This window comes from Nocardiopsis sp. RV163, from assembly GCF_001029525.1.
GTDB lineage: Bacteria > Actinomycetota > Actinomycetes > Streptosporangiales > Streptosporangiaceae > Nocardiopsis > Nocardiopsis dassonvillei.
Genome location: NZ_LEKI01000034.1, coordinates 21,488 through 40,607, shown reverse-complemented (window position 1 = coordinate 40,607; position 19,120 = coordinate 21,488). Strand labels below are relative to the sequence as shown.

The following is a 19,120-nucleotide window of genomic DNA, read 5'->3' as shown; positions in this document are numbered from 1 at the left end:
CTGAACACGGCCCGCCGCGCCACCCGGGGGCGGCGCGGCGGGCCGTGTTCAGCGCGGCGGGCCGTGTTCCTTCCCTAGACGACGGCTCCGTCGTCGGCCTCGCGTGCGGCCTTGGCGGCCACCTTCTGCTTGGCCTTGCGCTCCTTGACCACGTGGGGCGGGTCGGTCTTGTCCCACCTCTGGAGCCAGACGGCCAGCGGGACGGCCACGAAGATCGTCGAGAGGACGCCCGTCGTCAGACCCACCAGCATGGCGATCGAGAAGTCCTGGAGCGAGGACCCGCCGAGGAAGGTCAGGAAGACCAGGATGATCAGCGCGCCGATGGAGGTGTTGACGGTACGCGGCAGGGTGTTGAGCACCGCGCGGTTGGCGATCTCGGAGAACTTCGACTTCTCGTCGCGGGCCCACTCGTCGCGCACCCGGTCGAACACCACCACCGTGTCGTTGACGGAGAAGCCGATGACGCTCAGGAGCGCGGCGAGGAACACGCCGTCGATCGGCTTGCCCAGCCAGATGAACAGCCCGATCACCAGGAGCAGGTTGAAGGCCAGCGACAGCATGGTGGACACGCCGAACGACCAGCGGAAGCGCCAGGCCAGGTAGACCATCTGGAGCGCGAGGGCCGCGCCCAGGGCGATCAGCGCCCGGTTGCGCAGCTCGTCGCCCATGCTCGGGCCGATCAGCTCGTCGCTGACCAGCTCCACGCCGCCGGTCTGCTCACTCAGGGCGTCCGCGATCCGGGCCGCGTCGTCGTCGGAGATGCTGCCGGTGCGCACCGAGATGTCGCCGTCACCGGACTCCTGGACCACGGCCGTGTCCGAGCCGGGGAAGTCCAGCGCGGAGATCACGGAGCGGGCCTCGTCGACCGAGACGCCCTCCCCGCTGCTGACCTCGTACTCCAGCACGCGGCCGCCGGTGAACTCCACACCGAGGTTGGTGTCGCGGATCAGCGGAGCGGCGACCGCGGCCGCCACGATCAGGCCCGCCACGATCAGGCCCTTGGCGCGGTGGCCCATGAGGTCGGGGTTCTTGGCGACCAGCCAGGCCCGGACGCCGCCGATGCGGTTCAGGCCGCTGACGGCCGGGTGCTTTCGCACGACCGCGCGCCGCACCGCCCACTCGACGAACACGCGCGCGATGACCAGCGCGGAGAACATCGAGACGAGGGTACCGATGCTCAGGGTCACGCCGAAGCCCTGCACGGTGCCCGAGGCGAAGAAGAACAGCAGGGCGGCGGCGATGAGCGTGGTGATGTTCGTGTCGATGACCGCGCTCCACGCCTTGCGGGAGCCCACGACGAACGCCTTCTCCAGGCTCGGCGGCACCGCCCGGCGCCGCTTGCGGGTGAGCGCCCCGGACTCGGCCCTGGCGGCCTCGTCCTCGGTGGCGTCCCGCAGCCCGGCGGACTTGTTGGCCTCGTACACCTTCGCCTGGCGCTGGTGCTCCTCGCGCGTGCGTTCGAAGATCAGCACGTTGGCGTCGATGGCCATGCCGATCGCCAGCACGAAGCCCGCCAGGCCCGGCAGTGTCAGTGTGGCGTTGATGGCGACCAGGGCGCCGTAGGCGATGAGCGTGTAGAAGCCCAGGGCCAGGGCGGCCAGGAAGCCGACCAGCCGGTAGACCAGCGTGATGTAGAGCGTGGTGAAGGCCAGGCCCAGGAGCGCGGCGACGGCGCTGGCCTGGATGGCCTCGGCGCCCAGGGTCGGGCCCACCGTCTGGCGCTGGACCTCGGTGACCGGGAGCGGCAGCGATCCGCCCTCGATCAGCACGGCCAGGTCGTTGGCGGTCTCACTGGTGAAGTCGGGGCTGGTGATGGTGGTGGTGTTGCCGGGCATGCCCACGTCGCAGGCGAACTCCGGGTTCACCTCCGGGGCGGAGATGATCTGCCCGTCCAGCACGATGGCCACGCGGCGGCGCGGGTCGCCCTGGTCGTAGCAGGCGGCGTCGGCGGTCAGCGCGGTCCACTGGTCGGCGCCCTCGCCGCGGAAGTTGACGTTGACCGTCCACTGCGCGCGGTTGACGCTGTCCAGCGCGGCCTCTGCGCTGGCCACCTGGTCGCCCTTGATGGCGGTCTCGCCGAGCTGGAGCTGGGTGCCGTCCGCGTCGGGGAGCGTCATCACGACGTCCTCGGGGTTCTCCGCGCTGGGACCGGCGGGGGGCTGCTGGCCCCCCATGCCGCCCTGCTGCGCCATGAGCTCTTCGAGCTGCTCCTGGGTCATCTCCCCGCCGCCCTCGGCGGCCTCGTCACCGCCCTCGGCCGCGGCGTCGGACGGGGCGCGCGCCTCGTCCGCGGTGGCCTGCGGGGCGTTGGCGGAGTCGCCCGGGGCGGGCGCCTGCACGCCCTGGCCGCCGGCCTGGCCCACGCCCAGCACCGGGTGGAAGGACAGCTGGGCGGTCTGGCCGATGATCTGCGCGGCCTCCGCCGGGTCCTGCACACCGGGCAGTTCGACGATGATCCGGTTCTCGCCCGAGCGCGACATGGTCGCCTCGGACACGCCCAGGCGGTCGATGCGCTGGCGCAGCACCTCGACGACCTGGTCGGTGTTCTCGGAGTTGGCGGGTGTGCCCTCGGGGCCGTCCTGGGTCTCCAGGACGATCTGCGTGCCGCCGCTGAGGTCGAGCCCCAGTCGCGGCGGGATGAACCACGCCGCGCCGAACGCGACGAGGATGACGAGAAGGGAGATGAGGGCGCGTGTCCAACGCGCGCCCGCTCCCGTTTGACTGGACAAGGACCTGGTACCTCTTCACTGCGAATACGGGTGATCCCGACGCACGCCGGAGACAGGGGGGTACGCGCGGGGATGGTCAGATGGCGGTGTTCGCGGTGGGAGGGGGAGCCCGTGTCGGCGGCAGCTCCCCGGGAGCGTCCAGGTCCGGGACGGGAACGGGCGCGGGGGGAGAGAGCGGCCACCAGGGCTGGTCCCACACCGCCAGACGCAGTGCGCTGCTGGGCACGGTGTCGGGCAGGTCGCGCAGCACCGACCGGTGGTCGCACGTGGAGGCGGGCGGCCCGACGGTGACCATCGGGTTCTCGGCCAGGTCCGTGCGTTCGCGCGGGGTCACCCGCTCCCGGTCCGCCGCCTCGGCCGCAGCGCCCTCGGGGGCGCTGAGCAGGCCGTGCGGCGGCAGGGGCGGTCCGGCCGGCTGCCCGCCCCCGGAGGCGACGGGGAAGGACAGGATGACGAGCAGGACCACGCTGGTCAGCAGCGCGGTCGTGTGCCGGGCAGGACGGGGTAGGGCACCGGTAACCATGGTGACCACCGCCTCGGGGAAGGACCGGGAGGGAAGTGCTGCCCGACCGTGCGTCCCGGTGGTGCACGGCTCGTCCAGCAGAGCATACGGGTAGCGGCAAGCCCCGGGGAATGTCCTTTCGGCCCCTGTCGCACCGCCGGGCCGACCGTGCCCCGGATCGCGGGCCGGACGTGCTGCGGACCGCGCGGGGGAGACCGGGCCCGGCCCGGCGCGCGCCGGGCCGGGCCCGCGAGCGGGGGAGAAGGGGTGCACGGCAGGCCGCCGCCGCCTTTAGGCTTGGGTCATGTCGTCGAATCGTCACATCCTGACCGCGGTCGCCTGGCCCTATGCCAACGGACCGCGCCACATCGGTCACGTGTCCGGCTTCGGAGTCCCCTCCGACGTCTTCTCCCGCTTCCAGCGAATGTCGGGCAACCACGTGCTGATGGTCAGCGGGACCGACGAGCACGGCACCCCGGTGCAGGTCCTGGCCGACCAGGAGGGCGTGACCCCCCGCGAGCTGGCCGACCGCTACAACCGGATCATCGCCGAGGACCTGGTGGGGCTGGGCCTGTCCTACGACCTGTTCACCCGCACCACCACCGGCAACCACTACGCCGTCGCGCAGCAGCTGTTCACCGCGCTGCACGAGAACGGGTACGTGTTCGCCCACACCACCAAGGGCGCGGTGTCGCCGTCCACCGGCCGTACGCTGCCCGACCGCTACATCGAGGGCATCTGCCCCATCTGCGGTTACGACGGCGCGCGCGGCGACCAGTGCGACAACTGCGGCAACCAGCTCGACCCGATCGACCTCATCTCGCCCCGTTCGCGGATCAACGGCGAGAAGCCGGAGTTCGTGGACACCGAGCACTTCATGCTCGACCTGCCCGCCTTCGCCGACGCCCTGACCACCTGGCTCAAGGGCAAGGAGGGGCAGTGGCGGCCCAACGTCCTCAAGTTCTCCCTGAACCTGGTGGAGGACCTCCAGCCGCGCGCGGTCACGCGCGACCTCAACTGGGGCGTGCCCGTCCCGCTGGAGGGCTGGAGCGACAACGCCAACAAGCGCCTGTACGTGTGGTTCGACGCGGTCATCGGCTACCTGTCGGCGTCGGTGGAGTGGGCCCGGCGCGTCGGTGAGCCCGAGGCCTGGCGCCGCTGGTGGCAGGGCGAAGAGGTCCGGTCCTACTACTTCATGGGCAAGGACAACATCGTCTTCCACTCGGTGGTCTGGCCCGCGATCCTGCTGGGCCACAACGGCGAGGGCGACCGGGGCGGCGAGCCCGGCCCGCTGGGCGAGCTGAACGTGCCCACGGAGGTGGTCTCCAGCGAGTTCCTCACCATGGAGGGGCGCAAGTTCTCCTCCTCGCGGCGCGTGGTGATCTACGTGCGCGACTTCCTGGAGCGCTACTCCGCCGACGCGCTGCGCTACTACATCATGGCCGCCGGTCCCGAGACGCAGGACACCGACTTCACCTGGGCCGAGTTCGTGCGCCGCAACAACGACGAGCTGGTGGCGGCCTGGGGCAACCTGGTCAACCGCTCCATCTCGATGGCGGCCAAGAACCTGGGCGAGATCCCGGCGGCCGGTGAGCTGACCGACGAGGACCGCCGGGTGCTGGAGGACTCGCGGGCCGCGTTCGCCCGGGTGGGCGGGCGGCTGGAGCGGTCCCAGTTCAAGGCGGGCCTGCAGGAGGCCATGCGCACCGTGGCCGAGGCCAACAAGTACATCTCCGACCAGGCTCCGTGGGCGCTGAAGAAGACCGACCCCGAGCGGATGGCCACCGTGCTGCACGTGGCCCTCCAACTGGTCCAGGACGCCAACACGCTGCTCACCCCGTACCTGCCCGAGTCGGCCAACAAGGTGTACGCGATGCTCGGCGGCACCGGCACCTGGACGGGCATGCCCCGCATCGACGCGGGGCGCGACACGATCGGCGGCTCGGAGGAGGAGGTGGAGTACCCGGTCATCACCGGGGACTACGCCGACAACGAGGCGCGCTGGGAGTCACGGCCGATCGCGGTGGGCACCCCCCTCGGGCGCCCGGAGCCGCTGTTCGCCAAGCTCGACCAGTCGGTCGTGGACGAGGAGTTGGCCCGCCTGGAGGGCGCCGCCGGGTAGGCTCCGGCCGCGGCGGAGGGAAGGACGACCGCGCCGGCGGGCACCGCCCGCCGGCGCTTCTTCGTGGAGGAACGTGAGCATGGGAAAGCGCAGCGGCAGAGCGGTCAGGGAGCGCAACGACCAGACGCCCCCTCCGGTACCCGAGCCCCTGCGCGTACCGGTGGCCGACAGCCACACCCACATGGACATGCAGACCCCGGAGGTCGAGGAGATCATCGCCGCCGCCGAGGGCGTCGGGGTGACCCCGCTCGTCCAGGTGGGCGTGGACCTGGCCTCCTCGCGGTGGGCGGCCGAGGTGGCAGCCGCGCACCCGGGCAAGGTGTGGGCGGCGGTGGCCCTGCACCCCAACGAGGCGCCGCGCATCGTGCACGGTGACGGGGCCCCGGGCGTGGAGGTGGACGACACCGACTGGGCGGGCAAGCTCCGCGAGCCCGGCGGGACGGCGGAGCTGGAGGCGCAACTGGCCGCCATCGACGAGTTGGCCGCGCTGCCCCGCGTGGTGGCGGTCGGTGAGACCGGCATGGACACCTTCCGCACCGGCCCCGAGGGCGCGCGGGCCCAGGAGGAGTCCTTCCGCCGCCACATCGACATCGCCAAGCGCCGCGGCAAGGCCGTCATGATCCACGACCGCGACGCCCACGAGGACGTGCTGCGCATCCTGGAGGAGGAGGGCGCGCCTGACAGGGTCGTCTTCCACTGCTTCTCCGGCGACGCGGCCATGGCCAAGGTGTGCGCCGAGCACGGGTACTTCATGAGCTTCGCGGGCAACGTCACCTTCGCCAGCGCCGAGTCCCTGCGCGAGGCCGCCGCCGCGGCGCCGCCGGAGCTGATGCTGGTGGAGACCGACGCGCCCTTCCTCACCCCCAAGCCCTACCGGGGTCGCCCCAACGCCCCCTACCTGATCCCGCACACGCTGCGGACGCTGGCTGGGGTCAAGGGCGTGGACGAGGACGAACTCGCCGGGATCATCGCGGACAACGCGGGGCGCGCGTTCGGGTTCTGACCCGGGGCGCGCGGTCGCGTGTCCCGGCGCTGCTCAGCGCCGCCTGATCCACACGTCGTCGGCGGCTCCGTCCGGGCTCTCCGGTCCTCAGGCGCGCAGGCCCGCGAAGGCGATCCCCGCCAGGGTGTCGGCGATCTCGTCGGAGTCCAGCCCTCGGTCCGGTTTGTACCACTCCGAGATCGAGTTGACCATGCCGAACAGCAGGCGCGCCGCGACCGCGGGGTCCACGTCCGGGCGGATGTCGCCGTCGGCCGCGCCCTCGCGCACCAGGTCGGCGATCAGGTGGTCGAACGCCCGGCGCCGCTCCAGGGCGCGCTTCTCCACCTCGGTGTTGCCGCGCACCCGCAGCAGCAGGGTCACGTGGGGCAGTTCGTCCACCAGCACCCGGACGCTGCCGCGCAGCACGTGCTCCAGGCGGTCGATGGCCGGGCCGGTGGTCGAGGCCTCCTCGCGGGTGACCGCGAACAGGGCGTCCATGGCCAGATCCAGGGAGCGGCGCAGCAGCTCGGTCTTGCCGGTGACGTGGTGGTAGATGGCCGACTTGGTCACGCCCAGGGCGCGCGCCAGGTCCTCCATGCTCGTGCCGTCGTACCCGCGTTCGTTGAACACGCGCGCGGCCACGCGCAGGACGGAGTCGGCGTCGTGGCCGGGGCGGCCGGAGCGTCGCCGTCCCGCCGCCGCGCGGCGGGAGGGCGCTGGTTCGACAGGGGAAGATCTGGACACGGTTGTCGAATCTACCTGGTGGGAGCGGCCCCGTGGGCGGGGGCGGCCGCGGGCGCGTCCTCCGTCTCCGGACCCCACGAGGATTTCCTAACGAACGGTCGGTTGGTGGCACATCCTATCCCGGGTCCGGGGCGTCCCCGGACCGAGTCCGCCTCCCGGTCGCTCGGAGCGCCCGGGAGGGCGCTTTCCGTAACGGCCGGAGAGGGCCGGGCGAATCGGGGAAAACGTCCGCGTTCGGCGTTGTGCGAGTTCAGCGGCGCGGAAAGGGATTTCTTCGCGCCCGTTCAGGGTGCGCGCCCCGCGAAGGGCGTTAGGGGCGCGTTAAAAACCCTTGATCTGGTTCATGGGGCAAGAGTAATTTGGCCCTCGTTTGGCGGCAAAAGTCCATATTTGTCGACGTCAAGGATGAGACCCCACATGGCCATCACCCGTCGTAACGCCCTGCGCGTTTCCCTCGCCGGAGGGGTCGGGGCCGCGGTCGTCACCGCCGCCTCCGCCCCAGCCCGGTCGGCTCCCATGCCCGCGCCCCAGCCGGGGGACGCCGCGGAGGCGCTGCGCCTCCTCGAACGGGGCAACAGGCGCTGGCGCCGGTACGACTCCCGCCACCCCAACGAGGGCCCCGCCCGCAGGGAGGAGGTCGCGGGCGGACAGAGCCCCTTCGCCGTGGTCCTGGCCTGCGGTGACTCCCGTGTGGCGCCCGAGCTGGTCTTCGACCGCGGGCTCGGCGACCTGTTCACCGTCCGCTCCGCGGGCCAGGTCCTGGACGAGTCCGTCCTGGGCAGCATCAGCTACGCCGCCGCGCACCTGGCGGTCCCGCTCATCGTCGTCCTCGGGCACTCCTCGTGCGGCGCGGTCACCGCGGCCGTGGAGGCCCACGAGACCGGAGAGGTCCCGCACGGCCACGTCGGCTACCTGGTGGAGGGTATCCTGCCGGTGGTCGAGGCCACCCCCGACGACGGCGGCGACTTCGTGGACGCCTGCGTCCGGGCCAACGCCGAGTACATCGCCGACCAGCTCCGGGGGGACGCCGACCTGCGCGAGCTGGTCGAGTCCGGCCGCCTGGACGTGGTCCCCGCCCGCTACGACCTGGAGACCTCCGAGGTCGTCTGGCTCTGACCCGGCGCCGTCCCGCGCTCGCCCGATCACGGACCCGTGCCCCCGGTCGGTCCCGCCCAGCCCTTCTCCGCTCCTCCCCGTGCGGCCGCGCCGCCCGCCCCCCGTGGCGACGCCGCCCGGGTCCGAGGTCCCGAAGCCCCCGAAAGGGAGAAAAGGTGACCCCGTGCGACACCGGGGCCGTTCTCCTTTCTCCGCGGGGCGAAACACGCGTCGGAGCCTCCTCGCCCTCCTTTCGGTTTTCCGCCACCCCCTCCGGTCAGGCATAACATAATAAATCACTGAAAAGGCTGCGGTGAGAACTCATGACGCCTATTCTCGTGATGTCCGCAAAGGACAGTTAGCCTGATTCGTCGCGGGCCGACGCAAGATCCGGCCCCAGCCTTCGCAAAGGACCGACGTGCGCTTCGACCAGCAGTTGCGGGAGATGCTCCAGACGCCGGGGGTGCGCAGTGCCTGCCTCGTCGACTGGCGGCGCGGGCGCGTCCTCGCCCACGTCGGCGCCGACGATCCGGCCGCGGACGCGGCGGCGATCCTCAGGGCCGTCAGGGAGGGCCCCCTGTGCGCCGACCAGCGGGTGGAGGACGTCGTCGTCACCGACACCGACCACCACGTGCTGTTCGCCGTCCTGGACGGCTCCGACCTGTGCGTACGGGTCCGGATGGGCCGCACGGAGGGCAGCCTCGGCTTCACCCTGCGGCGGCTGCGCGACCTGGTGCGCACGGCGAGGGTGCCGCCTCCCCGAGACGACACGGACCGCCCGCCCCGGCGGGACGTGCCCCGACCCGCCGCGCCGGCGGTCGCGTCCGTGGACCGCAAGGTGCTGGAACGCGTGCTCACCGCGCTGCGGACGCTGTCCGTCGAGCGCCCCCGGCCGGTGGCCGCGTGACCGGTGGGCAGCCCCGCCGAGGCGCCTCCGGCCTGCGCCGCTGGATCGCCGACCGCAGGGCGCCGCGCCGACCCACGTCAAGGAGAGAGAAGGACATGCCGAACATCGAAGCCGGGCTCAAGGAGATGATGGAGATCGAGGGGGCTGTGGGCGCCGCCGTCGTCGACTACAGCAGCGGGATGGCGCTGGGCACCCTCGCCTCCACCAACGCCCTCGACCTCACCGTGGCCGCCGCCGGGAACACCGAGGTGGTCCGCGCGAAGATGCGCACCATGGACCAGTTGGGACTCAACGACGTGATCGAGGACATCCTCATCACGCTGTCCGGGCAGTACCACATCATCCGTCCCCTCACCAGCCGCAAGGGGCAGGGCCTCTTCCTCTACCTGGCCCTGGACCGCTCCCGGGGCAACCTCGCCCTGGCCAGGCACCGCCTCAAGGGCATCGAGGCGGACCTGGAGGTCTGACCGGACGGGCCGCGCCGGCGCCCCCGCCCGCCCGGAGGATTCCCAGCCGGGGAGGCGATGGGGCAGAATGCCGGTGTCCGCCCCCCGGCACCCTAGGGAGACAGCACATGTTCCGGGTCGTTATCAGTCGTCTGACCGACGACGGACTGCGCGTCACCCCAGAGCAGAAGGACACCGCCATGTCCGTCCAGGAGGCGGTGTCCTTCATCCGCAAGCACCTGCCCGGGGTGGACACCGCGGCCTTCGGCGACAGCGCGGTGCACGGCTCCGTCAACCGTGTCAACGACTTCCGCTGCGACGTCTCGACCGCCGACGGGGGGCACTACCGGGTGGTCATCGCCCCGATGATCTGACCCCGCCTCCCGGTCGAGGGGGTCCCCCGGTACGCGCCGCCCCGCCGCCGCGTCCGGAGCCGGGTCAGTCCGACCCGAAGGCGGAGTCGAACGACGACTCCGGCGGGTCGTAGGCGTGGGAGCGCACGAACTCCACCGCCTCGGCCGCCCCGACCAGCCGGTCCATGCCCGCGTCCTCCCACTCCACCGAGATCGGCCCCTGGTAGCCGATCGCGTTCAGCGTGCGGAAGCAGTCCTCCCAGGGCACGTCGCCGTGCCCGGTCGAGACGAAGTCCCAGCCCCGGCGCGGATCACCCCACGGCAGGTGGGAGCCCAGGCGCCCGTTGCGGCCGTTGCCCACCCGCTTGCGGGCGTCCTTGCAGTCCACGTGGTAGATCCGGTCCCGGAAGTCCCACAGGAACCCGACCGGGTCGATGTCCTGCCACACCATGTGGCTGGGGTCCCAGTTCAGGCCGAAGGCCGGGCGGTGACCCACCGCCTCCAGCGCCCTCTGCGTGGACCAGTAGTCGTAGGCGATCTCGGAGGGGTGCACCTCGTGCGCGAAACGCACCCCCACCTCGTCGAACACGTCCAGGATCGGGTTCCACCGGTCGGCGAAGTCGCGGTACCCGGCCTCGATGACGTCCTCGCCCACCGGCGGGAACATCGCCACGTACTTCCAGACGGCCGATCCGGTGAAGCCCACCACGGTGGACACTCCGAGCCTGGCGGCGGCGCGGGCGGTGGCCTTCATCTCCTCGGCGGCCCGCTGACGCACGCCCTCGGGCTCGCCGTCGCCCCACACCCGCGCGGGCAGGATGTCGCGGTGGCGGTGGTCGATCGGGTCGTCGCAGACGGCTTGGCCCAGCAGGTGGTTGGAGATCGCCCACAGGCCCAGCCCGTGGCGTTTGAGCGTGTCCAGCCGGTCGCGCACGTAGTCGTCGTCCACGGCGGCCCGGGTGACGTCGAGGTGGTCGCCCCAGCAGGCGACCTCCAGGCCGTCGTAGCCCCACGAGGCGGCTAGGGAGCACACCTCCTCGAAGGGCAGGTCGGCCCACTGCCCGGTGAACAGGGTGACTGGTCGCGGCATGTTCGTCTCCTCCTGGAGTAGGGGGGTTTCGTGGTCAGTGGTCGTGTCCGTCGCCGGGGCCCTCCCCGGCGCCCTCCGGCCCCGCGTCCGCCCCGGCGCCGTCGGGCGCGAGGGCGCCGCTGTCGTTGGCGGCGGGCAGGTACAGGTGGACGTGGCCGTGCCCGGCGTCCACGCTCACCGCGTCCAGGTGCGTGGCCGCCACCGACCACGACACGACCGCCTCGTCGCGCAGTTCCATGGCGATGTGCAGGACGTCCATGCGCAGGTCCTCGTCCTCGACCAGGGCGGCCTTGGCGTAGGTGTCCACCGACATGGACAGCAGCCGGACGGAGGACACCAGGCCCGCGTGCGCGGTCCGGTCGGCGCCGCCGGATTCGGGTACCTCGCCGAGGTGCACCGAGGCGGCCTGCACCTCGGTGCGCCAGGAGTTGACCACCGAGGCCTCGGTCAACTCCAGGGGCGGGTGTGATCCGTCGGTGGGCAGGAACTCCTCCATGTCCTCCACCACGGGGACTAGTCCCTCGTGGGCCGTGCGGGTGTGGGTGAGCAGCGAGCCGACCTGGTCCGCGTCGGGGTGGTCCGCGGAGGCCCGCGGCGCGGCGGAGGCGCCGTTCGCGCTGTCACCTCCGAGGAACACGGCGGAGGCGACGGCGGCACCGGCCACCGCGAACGACACCCCGGTCAGCCACCAGGTGGCGGGGGTGTCCGCCACCGGGTCCGGGAACTCGGAACCGGCGGTGGAGGGGGTCTTGTGAGCGGGCATGGTGACGTCTCCTCGTGGGGGTGGAGCCGCCCTACCTCAGTCAGCGCTTTCCGGCGAGCGCGGTACCGAGCGGGGGTGGTGGACGTTTCCTCCTGGCCCGGGGGCACCGGCGGCCGTGGTGCGGACACGGCGTTCGGCTCCCGTCCCCCGCGGGGCCCGGCCGCGCCCGCAGGCGCGGACCGGGGGCCCCGAGGAGCGCTGCCTACCTGCACGGCGGCTCCTCTCGTCGGCTCAGGGCGCGAAGGAAGGCCAGGCCGTCGACGGCGATCGCGTCCTGGGTCGCCGCCAGCGGTCGCCAGACGGAGGCCGCCGTGGCGATGCTGGCATTGTCCGCCGTGAACGACTCGATCACCAGGGGTCCTCCGTACCCCGCGTCGTCGAGCGCGCCGAGGATCGCGCCCCAGTCCAGGTGGTCGGCCCCGGGGGTGCCCCGGTCGTTCGCGCACACCTGTACGTGCGCGACCTTGCCCGCGGCGCGCCGCACGGCCGCCGCCACGTCCCGCTCCTCGATGTTCATGTGGTAGACGTCCAGGGCCAGCCCGCAGTGCTCCGCGGGCAGGTCGGCCAGCATCTCCAGCCCCTGGTCCACCGTGTTGAGCACGCTCGTCTCGTACCGGTTGAGCGGCTCCACCGCCAGCCGGACCCCCGCGCCCGAGCAGTGCCCGACCACGGAGGCCAGCGCCTCGGTCAGCTCCGCGCCGATCCCCGCCCGCTCACGCGGGGACATCCGCCACGTGCGGCCGACCGAGGAGTAGGCCGGACCGGCGGCGACGGGGGAGCCCACCGCCGCGGCCGCGTCCACGACCCGCCTGAGGTAGTCCTGCGTCGCCGAGCGGGTGGCCGCGTCGGTCGCGACCAGTTCCCGGCCCGGCCCCATGACCAGCACGACGGTGGCCGTCAGGCCCAGCCCGTCCAGCAGGGTCCGGGCGCGCCGGGGGTCCCAGTCGCCCGCGTTCTCCACGGGGAGTTCGATCACGTCGAACCCCCACTCCGCCACGCGTGGCGCGATCCGCTCCAGCGCGGCGTCGGTCAGCGGCGACGTCCACACCCAGGTGTTGACCCCCAGCGCGCGCATCTACCTGTCCGTCCAGGCCTCGGGGAAGCCCGGCAGGTCCTCGCCGCCGAACTTCGCGTAGTGCAGGGACGGCATCTCCGCGTTGCGCTCCAGGTACTCGTCCAGCTCGTCCTGGCGGACCGGCTCCTGGGGCAGGACCCACTCCGAGGGGACCTCCTCGCCGGCGAGGATCATGCCGGCGGCCAGTACCGGGGTCCGCCACTGGAAGTTGGAGTAGACGGGTGCGATCGCGGTGAGGTCCTCCTCCTGCCATTTGCGCATGAAGCTCAGCTCGTCCTCCCCGGAGATCACCGGGTAGGGCTGGCCCGCGTCCTCGAAGGCCTCCAGTGCGGCCACGGCGCCGTCCCCGGCGTCCATCCAGATGCCGTCGACCTCGCCGCGCTGGAGGTGCTGGGAGACCAGGTCCTTGATCATGGCGCCGTCGCCCTCGGTGAACTCGTGGCCGAGCACCTCCAGTTCGCTGTCGGCGAAGATCTCCTGGGCCGCCGCCCAGCGGTGTTCGAGCACGTCCACGCCGGGCAGGATGCGCAGCGCCAGCACGGTCGAGCCGGGCTCCAGCTCCTCGACCAGGAACTCGGCCGCGTCCGCGCCGTAGGCGTAGCCGCCGATCGGGTGGATGAACGTGACCATGCAGTCGCTGTTCACGCCGCGGTCGAAGACCACGACCGGGACGCCGCTCTCACAGGCGGTCTCCACCGCCGGGGTCAGGGTCGCGGTGGTGGAGGGGGAGATGACGATGACGTCGCAGTCCCCGGAGTCCACGAAGGCCTGGATGTCGGAGATCTGCTGGTTGTCGTCGTCGGCGGCGTCCGACACCCGGAACTCGCCGATGCGCCCCTCCTCCTGGAGCGCCTCCACCTGCTGCTCCATGGTGATGAAGCCGGTGACGCGCCAGGGGTTGGACACCGAGGCGTTGGAGAAGCACATCGTCGCGTCCTCGGGCGCGTCGTGCGCGAACTCCGAGGTGTCGATCCACTCGGGCTCGATCGCCTGGAGCCAGGGCTGGTCCCCGGGGCCCTCCGGGGCGATCTCGCGCTGTGCGAGCTGCGCCTCGAACTCGGCCTCGTCGAACCACTCACCGTCGGGGGTGAGTTCGCCGCCCGCCTCCTCGGGGGCGTCGGCGGGGGCGTCCGTCGTACACGCCGTGAGCGTCAGGGTCAGGCCGGCGGCGCCGGCGAGCAGCACGCGGGGGACGCGCATGGTTACCTCCTGGAAGTGCCGAGCGGCCGCTCGGTCGGATGGTCCGGTCGCCGTCGCAGGCGCTCCGGCAGTCGAAGGTCGCCCCGGCGGGCTGCGTAGGCCACCGCGGCGATGATGATGAGCCCCTGCACCGTGGGCTGGAGCGTCGAGGGCAGGTAAAGCTGGTTGAACAGCGTGAACAGTGCCTCCACGGTCAGGGCGCCCAGGACGGCGGCGACCACGGTGCCGCGCCCGCCGCCCAGCACCACCCCGCCCAGGACCACGGCGGTGATCGCGGTGAACTCCAGCCCGTCGCCGACCTGCGCGGTGACCCCGGCGTAGCCGCCGATGAGGACGGCTGCGACGGTGGCCATGAGGGAGGAGCCGACGAAGGCCATCGTGCGCACCCGCCACACCCGCACCCCCGAGAAGGCGGCGGCGACGTCGTTGTCGCCCGTCGCCACGAGGGAGCGGCCGTAGGGCGAGCGCATGAGCACCACCGCGACCGCCGCCAGCGCCAGGGCGATGAGCAGCGCCCACGGGATCTGGCCGAGGACGGGCACGCCCTCGATCCCCTGCCGCCCGAACACGCGGAAGGACTCCGTCAGCGCTCCGGTGGGCGCTCCGCCGGTCCAGTAGCGCACCGCGCCGAACAGGATGAGCATCGTGCCGAGCGTGGTGATGATCGACGGCACCCGCAGCAGCGTGGTCACCAGGCCGTTGACCAGGCCCACGAACAGGCCGAATGCCAGCATGAGGCCGATCACCGGCCAGGTCATGGCCTCGTCGCCGTCGATGAGGCGGGCCGCGATCACCACCTGCGCGCCCACCAGGGACCCGACCGACAGGTCGAACTCCCCGGAGACGATCACCAGGTACTGGCCGATGGCCAGGATCACCAGCGGCGCGGCCTTCTTGGCGAAGGCCATCAGCGGCGGCCCCTCGAAGAAGGAGGGGTTCTGGGTGGCGATCACCACGAAGATCAGCGCCAGCAGCAGCGCGACGGTCGCCGTGCCGCCCCGGCCCAGCGCGGCCAGCGCCGCCAGCGGGCCCGGACCGCGCGACTCGGACCCGCGCGGCCCCGCCGGGCCGCGCTCGTCCTGGGTGGGGGTCGGGGTCATCGGCGGCCTCCGAGGGGTTGCGGTGCGGACCCCGTCCCGGGGTCCGGATCGGGGGCGGTCCCGGTGTCCGGGGCGGGCCTCGGCACGGGGGAGGACGGCGGCGCGCCGCCGGAGGGGAAGCGCGTCCGCACGGCGGAGCGCCCGCCGCGGGCGTAGACGGCCACGGCGGCGATGACGATGACGCCGCGCAGCACGTCCTTGACGAACGGGTCGACCGCCAGCACGTTGAACACGGTGTCGAGCGTGGCGAGGATGAGCACACCCGCCACGGTCCCGGCCACGCCGCCGCGCCCGCCGAGCAGGTAGGTCCCGCCCAGCACCACGGCCGCGATGGCCTCCAGTTCGTAGCCCCCGGAGTAGACGGTGGCGCTGCCGGTGCCGAACCGGGCGGCCAGCAGCAGACCGGCCACACCGGCGGTGACCGAGCACAGCACGTGCGCGGTGACCGTGGGCACCCCGGAGCGGACCCCGGAGAGCCGGGCCACGTCGGCGTCGCCGCCGACGGCGTAGATGTGGTAGCCCATCCGTGTGCGGCTCAGGAACAGCATCGCCGCCACCGCCACGCCCAGCATGACCAGGGTGGAGACGGGCAGCACGCCGATCCGGGTGTAGCCGAAGGCCTGGAAGGCGGCGGGCACCGCCCCGGCCGGGCCCTGGAAGTTCGTGTCCAGGTAGCCCTTGATCACCAGCCCCATGCCCAGGGTGGCGATGAAGGGGTTGACCCGCAGTCCCGTGACCACCAGCCCGTTCACCAGGCCGATCAGCGCGGCCAGGCCGAGGGCGGCGGCCACGCCGAGCACGATCCGGGAGGGTTCGCCCGCCATGGTGGTGGCCGCGACCACGGTGGACAGGGCGGCCACGTAGCCGACCGACAGGTCCAGGGAGCGGCACAGGATGACGAGGGTCATCCCGATGGCCAGGAACCCCAGCAGGCTGCTGCGGGTGAGCAGGTCGACGGTGTTGGCGGTGGTGAACAGGTTGCCGCCCCGGGCGGCGACGAAGGCCGCGCTGACCGCGAGCAGCAGCACCAGGGCCAGGTAGACCAGCCCGGTGGTGCCCGTCCGGGCGCGCAGGCTCCGGAAGGGGGAGGTCGGTGGGCGTGTCACGGGGCGGCCTCCTCGTGCCGTGCGGGGGAGCCTCCGTTGTCGGCCCCGGCGGCCGGGCCGCCCTCGGAGGCCGGTGGGTTGGGACCGCCCGGGCGCGGTCGAGCGGCGGCCGGGTCCCGCTCGGAGGCCGATCCGGCGTCCGGGCCCTCCTCGGGGACCGGCGCGGCGGCCCCGCCCGGGTGCGGCGATCCGGTGGCCATCGCCATGACCGCCTCCTCGGCGGCCCCGCCGGGCAGCTCGCCCGCGACCCGGCCGTCCCGCAGGACGACCAGCCGGTCGGACATGCCGATCAGCTCGGGCAGCTCGGAGGAGATGAGCACGATCGCCACCCCGGCCGCGGCCAGCTCGCGCATGAGCCGGTAGACGGCCTGCTTGGCGCCCACGTCGATGCCGCGCGTGGGCTCGTCGAGCACCATCACGCCGGGTTCGGCGGCCAGCCACTTGGCCAGCACGACCTTCTGCTGGTTGCCGCCGGACAGGTACCGGACCTCCTGGTCCTGGCCGCCGCGCGCCACCAGCTCCAGGGAGGAGAGGATGCCGGGCAGCCGCCGGGCCCCGCGCGCCGAGCCCAGTGGCCAGACCGCGTCCAGGACCAGGCGGCCGTTGGCCGCCACCGACTGGTTCAGCGCCAGCCCCTGCGCCTTGCGGTCCTCGGTGACCAGCACCAGGCCCGCGCGCACCGCCGTGCGCGGCGAGCGCGGGTCCACCCGGCGTCCGTCCACGCGGACCTCGCCCCGGGTGAAGCGATCGACGCCGAAGAGGGCGTGGGCCACCTCGGTGCGCCCGCTGCCCTGGAGCCCGCCCAGGCCCAGGACCTCGCCGCCGCGCACCTCGAACCCGATCCCGTCCAGCTGGGTGTTGCCGCCTCCGGTGACCGACAGCTGCACCCGTCCCACATGCTCGCCGTGCGGCTCCACGGGCTCGGGGAAGACCGCCGAGACCGGGCGTCCGACCATCTTGCGGACCAGCTCGGCCGGACCGATCCCACCGGCGGGGACGGTGTCCACGAGGTGGCCGTCCTTGAGCACGGTGATGGTGTCGGCCAGGTCGAAGATCTCCCGCATGCGGTGCGACACGTACAGCACCGCCACGCCGCGTTCGCGCAGGCGCCCGATGATCCGGTAGAGGACCTCCACCTCGTGGTCGGCCAGCGCGGCGGTCGGCTCGTCCATGGAGATGATGCGCGCGTCGTGCGAGAGCGCCTTGACGATCTCCACGATCTGCTGCTCGGCCACCGACAGCGACCGCACCCGGGCCCGGGGGTCGATGCCCTCCAGGCCGAGTTCGGCGAGCAGTTCGGCGGTGGCCCGCTCCATGGCCCGGCCGTCCACCAGGCCGCGGCGGCGGATCTCGCGGCCGAGGAAGACGTTCTCGGCGACGGTGCGGTCGGGTAGGAGGTTGAACTCCTGGAAGACCGTGGTCACGCCCGCGCGCTGGGCCTGGACGGGGTGCTCGAAGGAGACGGCACCGCCCTCCAGCTCGATTGTGCCCCCGTCCGCCCGGTGCACCCCGGCCAGCACCTTCATCAGGGTGGACTTGCCCGCCCCGTTCTCACCGACCAGGGCGTGCAGCTCGCCGGGGTGGAGTTCCAGGTCGATCCCGTGCAGGACGCGCACGCCCAGGAAGGACTTGGTGATGCCGCTCATGCGGAGCAGGGGCGGGCCGCTCATGCCCCGTCCACCTCCGGCACGTCGACCCAGCGGCGTTCCCGCGCCGAGGTCAGGACGGCCTCGGCCAGCACGGCGGCGCGCAGGCCGTCGGCGAACACCGGCAGGCCCTCGGGGGCCCGCCCGGCGATGGCGGCCCCGGTGTCGGCCACGAGCGCGTTGAAGCAGTCCTGGTAGCCCTGCGGGTGGCCGACGGGGGTCGTGGACAGGCGCGCGGCGTCGGCACTCAGCTCCGGGTCGTCGCGGCTGATGGTGCAGGTGCGGCCCCGGCCGCCCGCCCAGAGGGTCTCGGGCCGCTCCTGGTCGAACAGCAGGGTGCCCTCGGTGCCGGAGACCTCCAGCACGAGCCGGTTCTTGCGGCCGGGGGAGACCTGGCTGATGACGGCGCTGCCGACCACGCCCCCCGTGGTGGAGAACTGGAAGGCCACCAGGTCCTCGGTGGCCACCGAGCGCCCGGCGCGGGTGTCGTTGACCCGTGAGGTCTGGGCGCTGACCGAGGTGATGCGGTCGCCGGTGACGAACTCCAGCATGTCGCACCAGTGCGAGCCGATGTCCCCGAAAGCGCGGGTGGGGCCGCCCAGTTCGGGGTCCACCCGCCAGTTGTCCTCGTCGGGGTACAGGAGCCAGTCCTGGAGGTAGCCGCCGTGGGCGAGGCTGACGCGGCCGATGGAGCCCGAGGCCACGCGGGCGCGCGCCTCGCGGGCCATCGGGTGGAAGCGGTAGGCGAAGGGGACGACGGCGACCCGGTCGGCCTCCTCCGCGGCCCGGACCAGTTCGCGGGCCGTGTCGGCGTCGGTGGCCAGGGGTTTCTCGCACACGACGTGCTTGCCCGCGGCCAGGGCGGCCAGGCTCAGCGGCGCGTGCAGGTGGTTGGGCGTGCACACGTGGACCACGTCCACGTCGTCGCTGCGGACGAGTTCGAGGGCGTCGGCGTGGGCCCGGGCGAGGCCGTGCGCGGTGCGGAACCGCTCGGCCTTGCCTTGGGAGGAGCCCGCGACCCCGACGACCTCGCCTCCCGCGGCGCGGACGGCGTGGGAATGGACCCGTCCCATGAAGCCGGTGCCGATCACCGCGGCGCGGTAGGCGTTGGGGGCGGTCGACCCGGGGTCGGCCGCCTCACCCAGGCTTGTGACCTTACTCACTGACATGCACCGAACGGTACGCGGGACTTCTGTCGATCGTCAAGCAAAAGTCGTAGGATCTATCTGCAATAGACGGATGACGGACAGTCAATAGATC

Annotated in this window: 17 protein-coding genes; 6 read left to right on the top strand and 11 right to left on the bottom strand. The window is 72.7% G+C overall.

Annotated elements, in window-relative coordinates; genetic code table 11:
- Positions 1-74: 74 nt before the first annotated feature.
- On the bottom strand, positions 75-2,729 hold the full coding sequence (secD, locus tag ABD54_RS09095; RefSeq protein ID WP_047868993.1) for a protein translocase subunit SecD: 2,655 nt from the start codon (positions 2,727-2,729) through the stop codon (positions 75-77).
- A 76-nt stretch (positions 2,730-2,805) separates the two neighbouring features.
- Positions 2,806-3,252, bottom strand: coding sequence for a hypothetical protein (locus ABD54_RS09090; protein ID WP_047868997.1), 447 nt, complete (start codon positions 3,250-3,252; stop codon positions 2,806-2,808).
- Positions 3,253-3,535: 283 nt separating this feature from the next.
- On the opposite strand from ABD54_RS09090, the gene metG reads away from it, so the two are divergent.
- The gene (gene metG / locus ABD54_RS09085; protein WP_047868992.1) at positions 3,536-5,353 is read left to right on the top strand and encodes a methionine--tRNA ligase; all 1,818 of its coding nucleotides are present in this window, start codon (positions 3,536-3,538) and stop codon (positions 5,351-5,353) included.
- 79 nt (positions 5,354-5,432) lie between these two features.
- Positions 5,433-6,356, top strand: a complete 924-nt coding sequence (locus ABD54_RS09080; protein ID WP_047868991.1) for a TatD family hydrolase — start codon at positions 5,433-5,435, stop codon at positions 6,354-6,356.
- Between the two features lie 87 nt (positions 6,357-6,443).
- Here ABD54_RS09080 and ABD54_RS09075 read toward each other — a convergent pair whose 3' ends face one another.
- Complete coding sequence (locus ABD54_RS09075) at positions 6,444-6,977, bottom strand: TetR/AcrR family transcriptional regulator (protein ID WP_047868990.1); 534 nt, start codon at positions 6,975-6,977, stop codon at positions 6,444-6,446.
- 519 nt (positions 6,978-7,496) lie between these two features.
- On the opposite strand from ABD54_RS09075, the gene ABD54_RS09070 reads away from it, so the two are divergent.
- From ABD54_RS09070 to ABD54_RS09055, 4 genes are all read left to right on the top strand, one after another.
- On the top strand, positions 7,497-8,195 hold the full coding sequence (locus tag ABD54_RS09070) for a carbonic anhydrase (RefSeq protein ID WP_047868989.1): 699 nt from the start codon (positions 7,497-7,499) through the stop codon (positions 8,193-8,195).
- A gap of 397 nt (positions 8,196-8,592) precedes the next feature.
- Positions 8,593-9,081 (top strand): hypothetical protein, encoded by a 489-nt coding sequence (locus ABD54_RS09065; protein WP_047868988.1) that lies wholly within the window; start codon positions 8,593-8,595, stop codon positions 9,079-9,081.
- A 95-nt stretch (positions 9,082-9,176) separates the two neighbouring features.
- A complete protein-coding gene (locus ABD54_RS09060) occupies positions 9,177-9,548 on the top strand; it encodes a hypothetical protein (RefSeq protein WP_047868987.1) in 372 nt (123 codons plus the stop codon).
- Positions 9,549-9,655: 107 nt separating this feature from the next.
- Positions 9,656-9,901 (top strand): hypothetical protein, encoded by a 246-nt coding sequence (locus ABD54_RS09055; RefSeq protein ID WP_047868986.1) that lies wholly within the window; start codon positions 9,656-9,658, stop codon positions 9,899-9,901.
- A 64-nt stretch (positions 9,902-9,965) separates the two neighbouring features.
- Here the strand turns inward: ABD54_RS09055 and ABD54_RS09050 are convergent, their stop codons facing one another.
- The 8 genes from ABD54_RS09050 to ABD54_RS09015 form a co-directional block, all read right to left on the bottom strand.
- Positions 9,966-10,970 (bottom strand): sugar phosphate isomerase/epimerase, encoded by a 1,005-nt coding sequence (locus ABD54_RS09050; protein ID WP_047868985.1) that lies wholly within the window; start codon positions 10,968-10,970, stop codon positions 9,966-9,968.
- A gap of 34 nt (positions 10,971-11,004) precedes the next feature.
- Positions 11,005-11,733 (bottom strand): hypothetical protein, encoded by a 729-nt coding sequence (locus tag ABD54_RS09045; protein WP_047868984.1) that lies wholly within the window; start codon positions 11,731-11,733, stop codon positions 11,005-11,007.
- A gap of 202 nt (positions 11,734-11,935) precedes the next feature.
- Positions 11,936-12,808, bottom strand: coding sequence for a sugar phosphate isomerase/epimerase (locus tag ABD54_RS09040; protein WP_047868983.1), 873 nt, complete (start codon positions 12,806-12,808; stop codon positions 11,936-11,938).
- Positions 12,809-14,008 (bottom strand): substrate-binding domain-containing protein, encoded by a 1,200-nt coding sequence (locus tag ABD54_RS09035; protein ID WP_047868982.1) that lies wholly within the window; start codon positions 14,006-14,008, stop codon positions 12,809-12,811.
- Between the two features lie 2 nt (positions 14,009-14,010).
- Complete coding sequence (locus tag ABD54_RS09030) at positions 14,011-15,108, bottom strand: ABC transporter permease (protein WP_082166747.1); 1,098 nt, start codon at positions 15,106-15,108, stop codon at positions 14,011-14,013.
- Positions 15,105-16,214, bottom strand: coding sequence for an ABC transporter permease (locus tag ABD54_RS09025; protein ID WP_047868981.1), 1,110 nt, complete (start codon positions 16,212-16,214; stop codon positions 15,105-15,107). Before ABD54_RS09025 ends, ABD54_RS09030 begins: the two co-directional genes overlap by 4 nt.
- A complete protein-coding gene (locus tag ABD54_RS09020) occupies positions 16,211-17,884 on the bottom strand; it encodes a sugar ABC transporter ATP-binding protein (RefSeq protein ID WP_047868980.1) in 1,674 nt (557 codons plus the stop codon). The genes ABD54_RS09025 and ABD54_RS09020 overlap by 4 nt, the downstream gene beginning before the upstream one ends.
- Positions 17,881-19,023 carry a Gfo/Idh/MocA family protein gene (locus tag ABD54_RS09015; protein ID WP_047868979.1) on the bottom strand — a complete coding sequence of 381 codons (1,143 nt, stop codon included), beginning with the start codon at positions 19,021-19,023 and terminating at the stop codon, positions 17,881-17,883. The genes ABD54_RS09020 and ABD54_RS09015 overlap by 4 nt, the downstream gene beginning before the upstream one ends.
- Positions 19,024-19,120: the final 97 nt, after the last annotated feature.

Excerpts from the sequence above, each read along its gene's own strand:
- ABD54_RS09080 (WP_047868991.1), top strand. The coding sequence starts at position 5,433 with ATGGGAAAGCGCAGCGGCAGAGCGGTCAGGGAGCGCAACGACCAGACG.
- ABD54_RS09055 (WP_047868986.1), top strand. The coding sequence starts at position 9,656 with ATGTTCCGGGTCGTTATCAGTCGTCTGACCGACGACGGACTGCGCGTC.
- ABD54_RS09035 (WP_047868982.1), bottom strand. The coding sequence starts at position 14,008 with ATGCGCGTCCCCCGCGTGCTGCTCGCCGGCGCCGCCGGCCTGACCCTG.
- ABD54_RS09020 (WP_047868980.1), bottom strand. The coding sequence starts at position 17,884 with ATGAGCGGCCCGCCCCTGCTCCGCATGAGCGGCATCACCAAGTCCTTC.
- ABD54_RS09060 (WP_047868987.1), top strand. The coding sequence starts at position 9,177 with ATGCCGAACATCGAAGCCGGGCTCAAGGAGATGATGGAGATCGAGGGG.
- ABD54_RS09045 (WP_047868984.1), bottom strand. The coding sequence starts at position 11,733 with ATGCCCGCTCACAAGACCCCCTCCACCGCCGGTTCCGAGTTCCCGGAC.
- ABD54_RS09030 (WP_082166747.1), bottom strand. The coding sequence starts at position 15,108 with ATGACCCCGACCCCCACCCAGGACGAGCGCGGCCCGGCGGGGCCGCGC.
- ABD54_RS09050 (WP_047868985.1), bottom strand. The coding sequence starts at position 10,970 with ATGCCGCGACCAGTCACCCTGTTCACCGGGCAGTGGGCCGACCTGCCC.
- metG (WP_047868992.1), top strand. The coding sequence starts at position 3,536 with ATGTCGTCGAATCGTCACATCCTGACCGCGGTCGCCTGGCCCTATGCC.
- ABD54_RS09040 (WP_047868983.1), bottom strand. The coding sequence starts at position 12,808 with ATGCGCGCGCTGGGGGTCAACACCTGGGTGTGGACGTCGCCGCTGACC.
- ABD54_RS09090 (WP_047868997.1), bottom strand. The coding sequence starts at position 3,252 with ATGGTTACCGGTGCCCTACCCCGTCCTGCCCGGCACACGACCGCGCTG.
- ABD54_RS09070 (WP_047868989.1), top strand. The coding sequence starts at position 7,497 with ATGGCCATCACCCGTCGTAACGCCCTGCGCGTTTCCCTCGCCGGAGGG.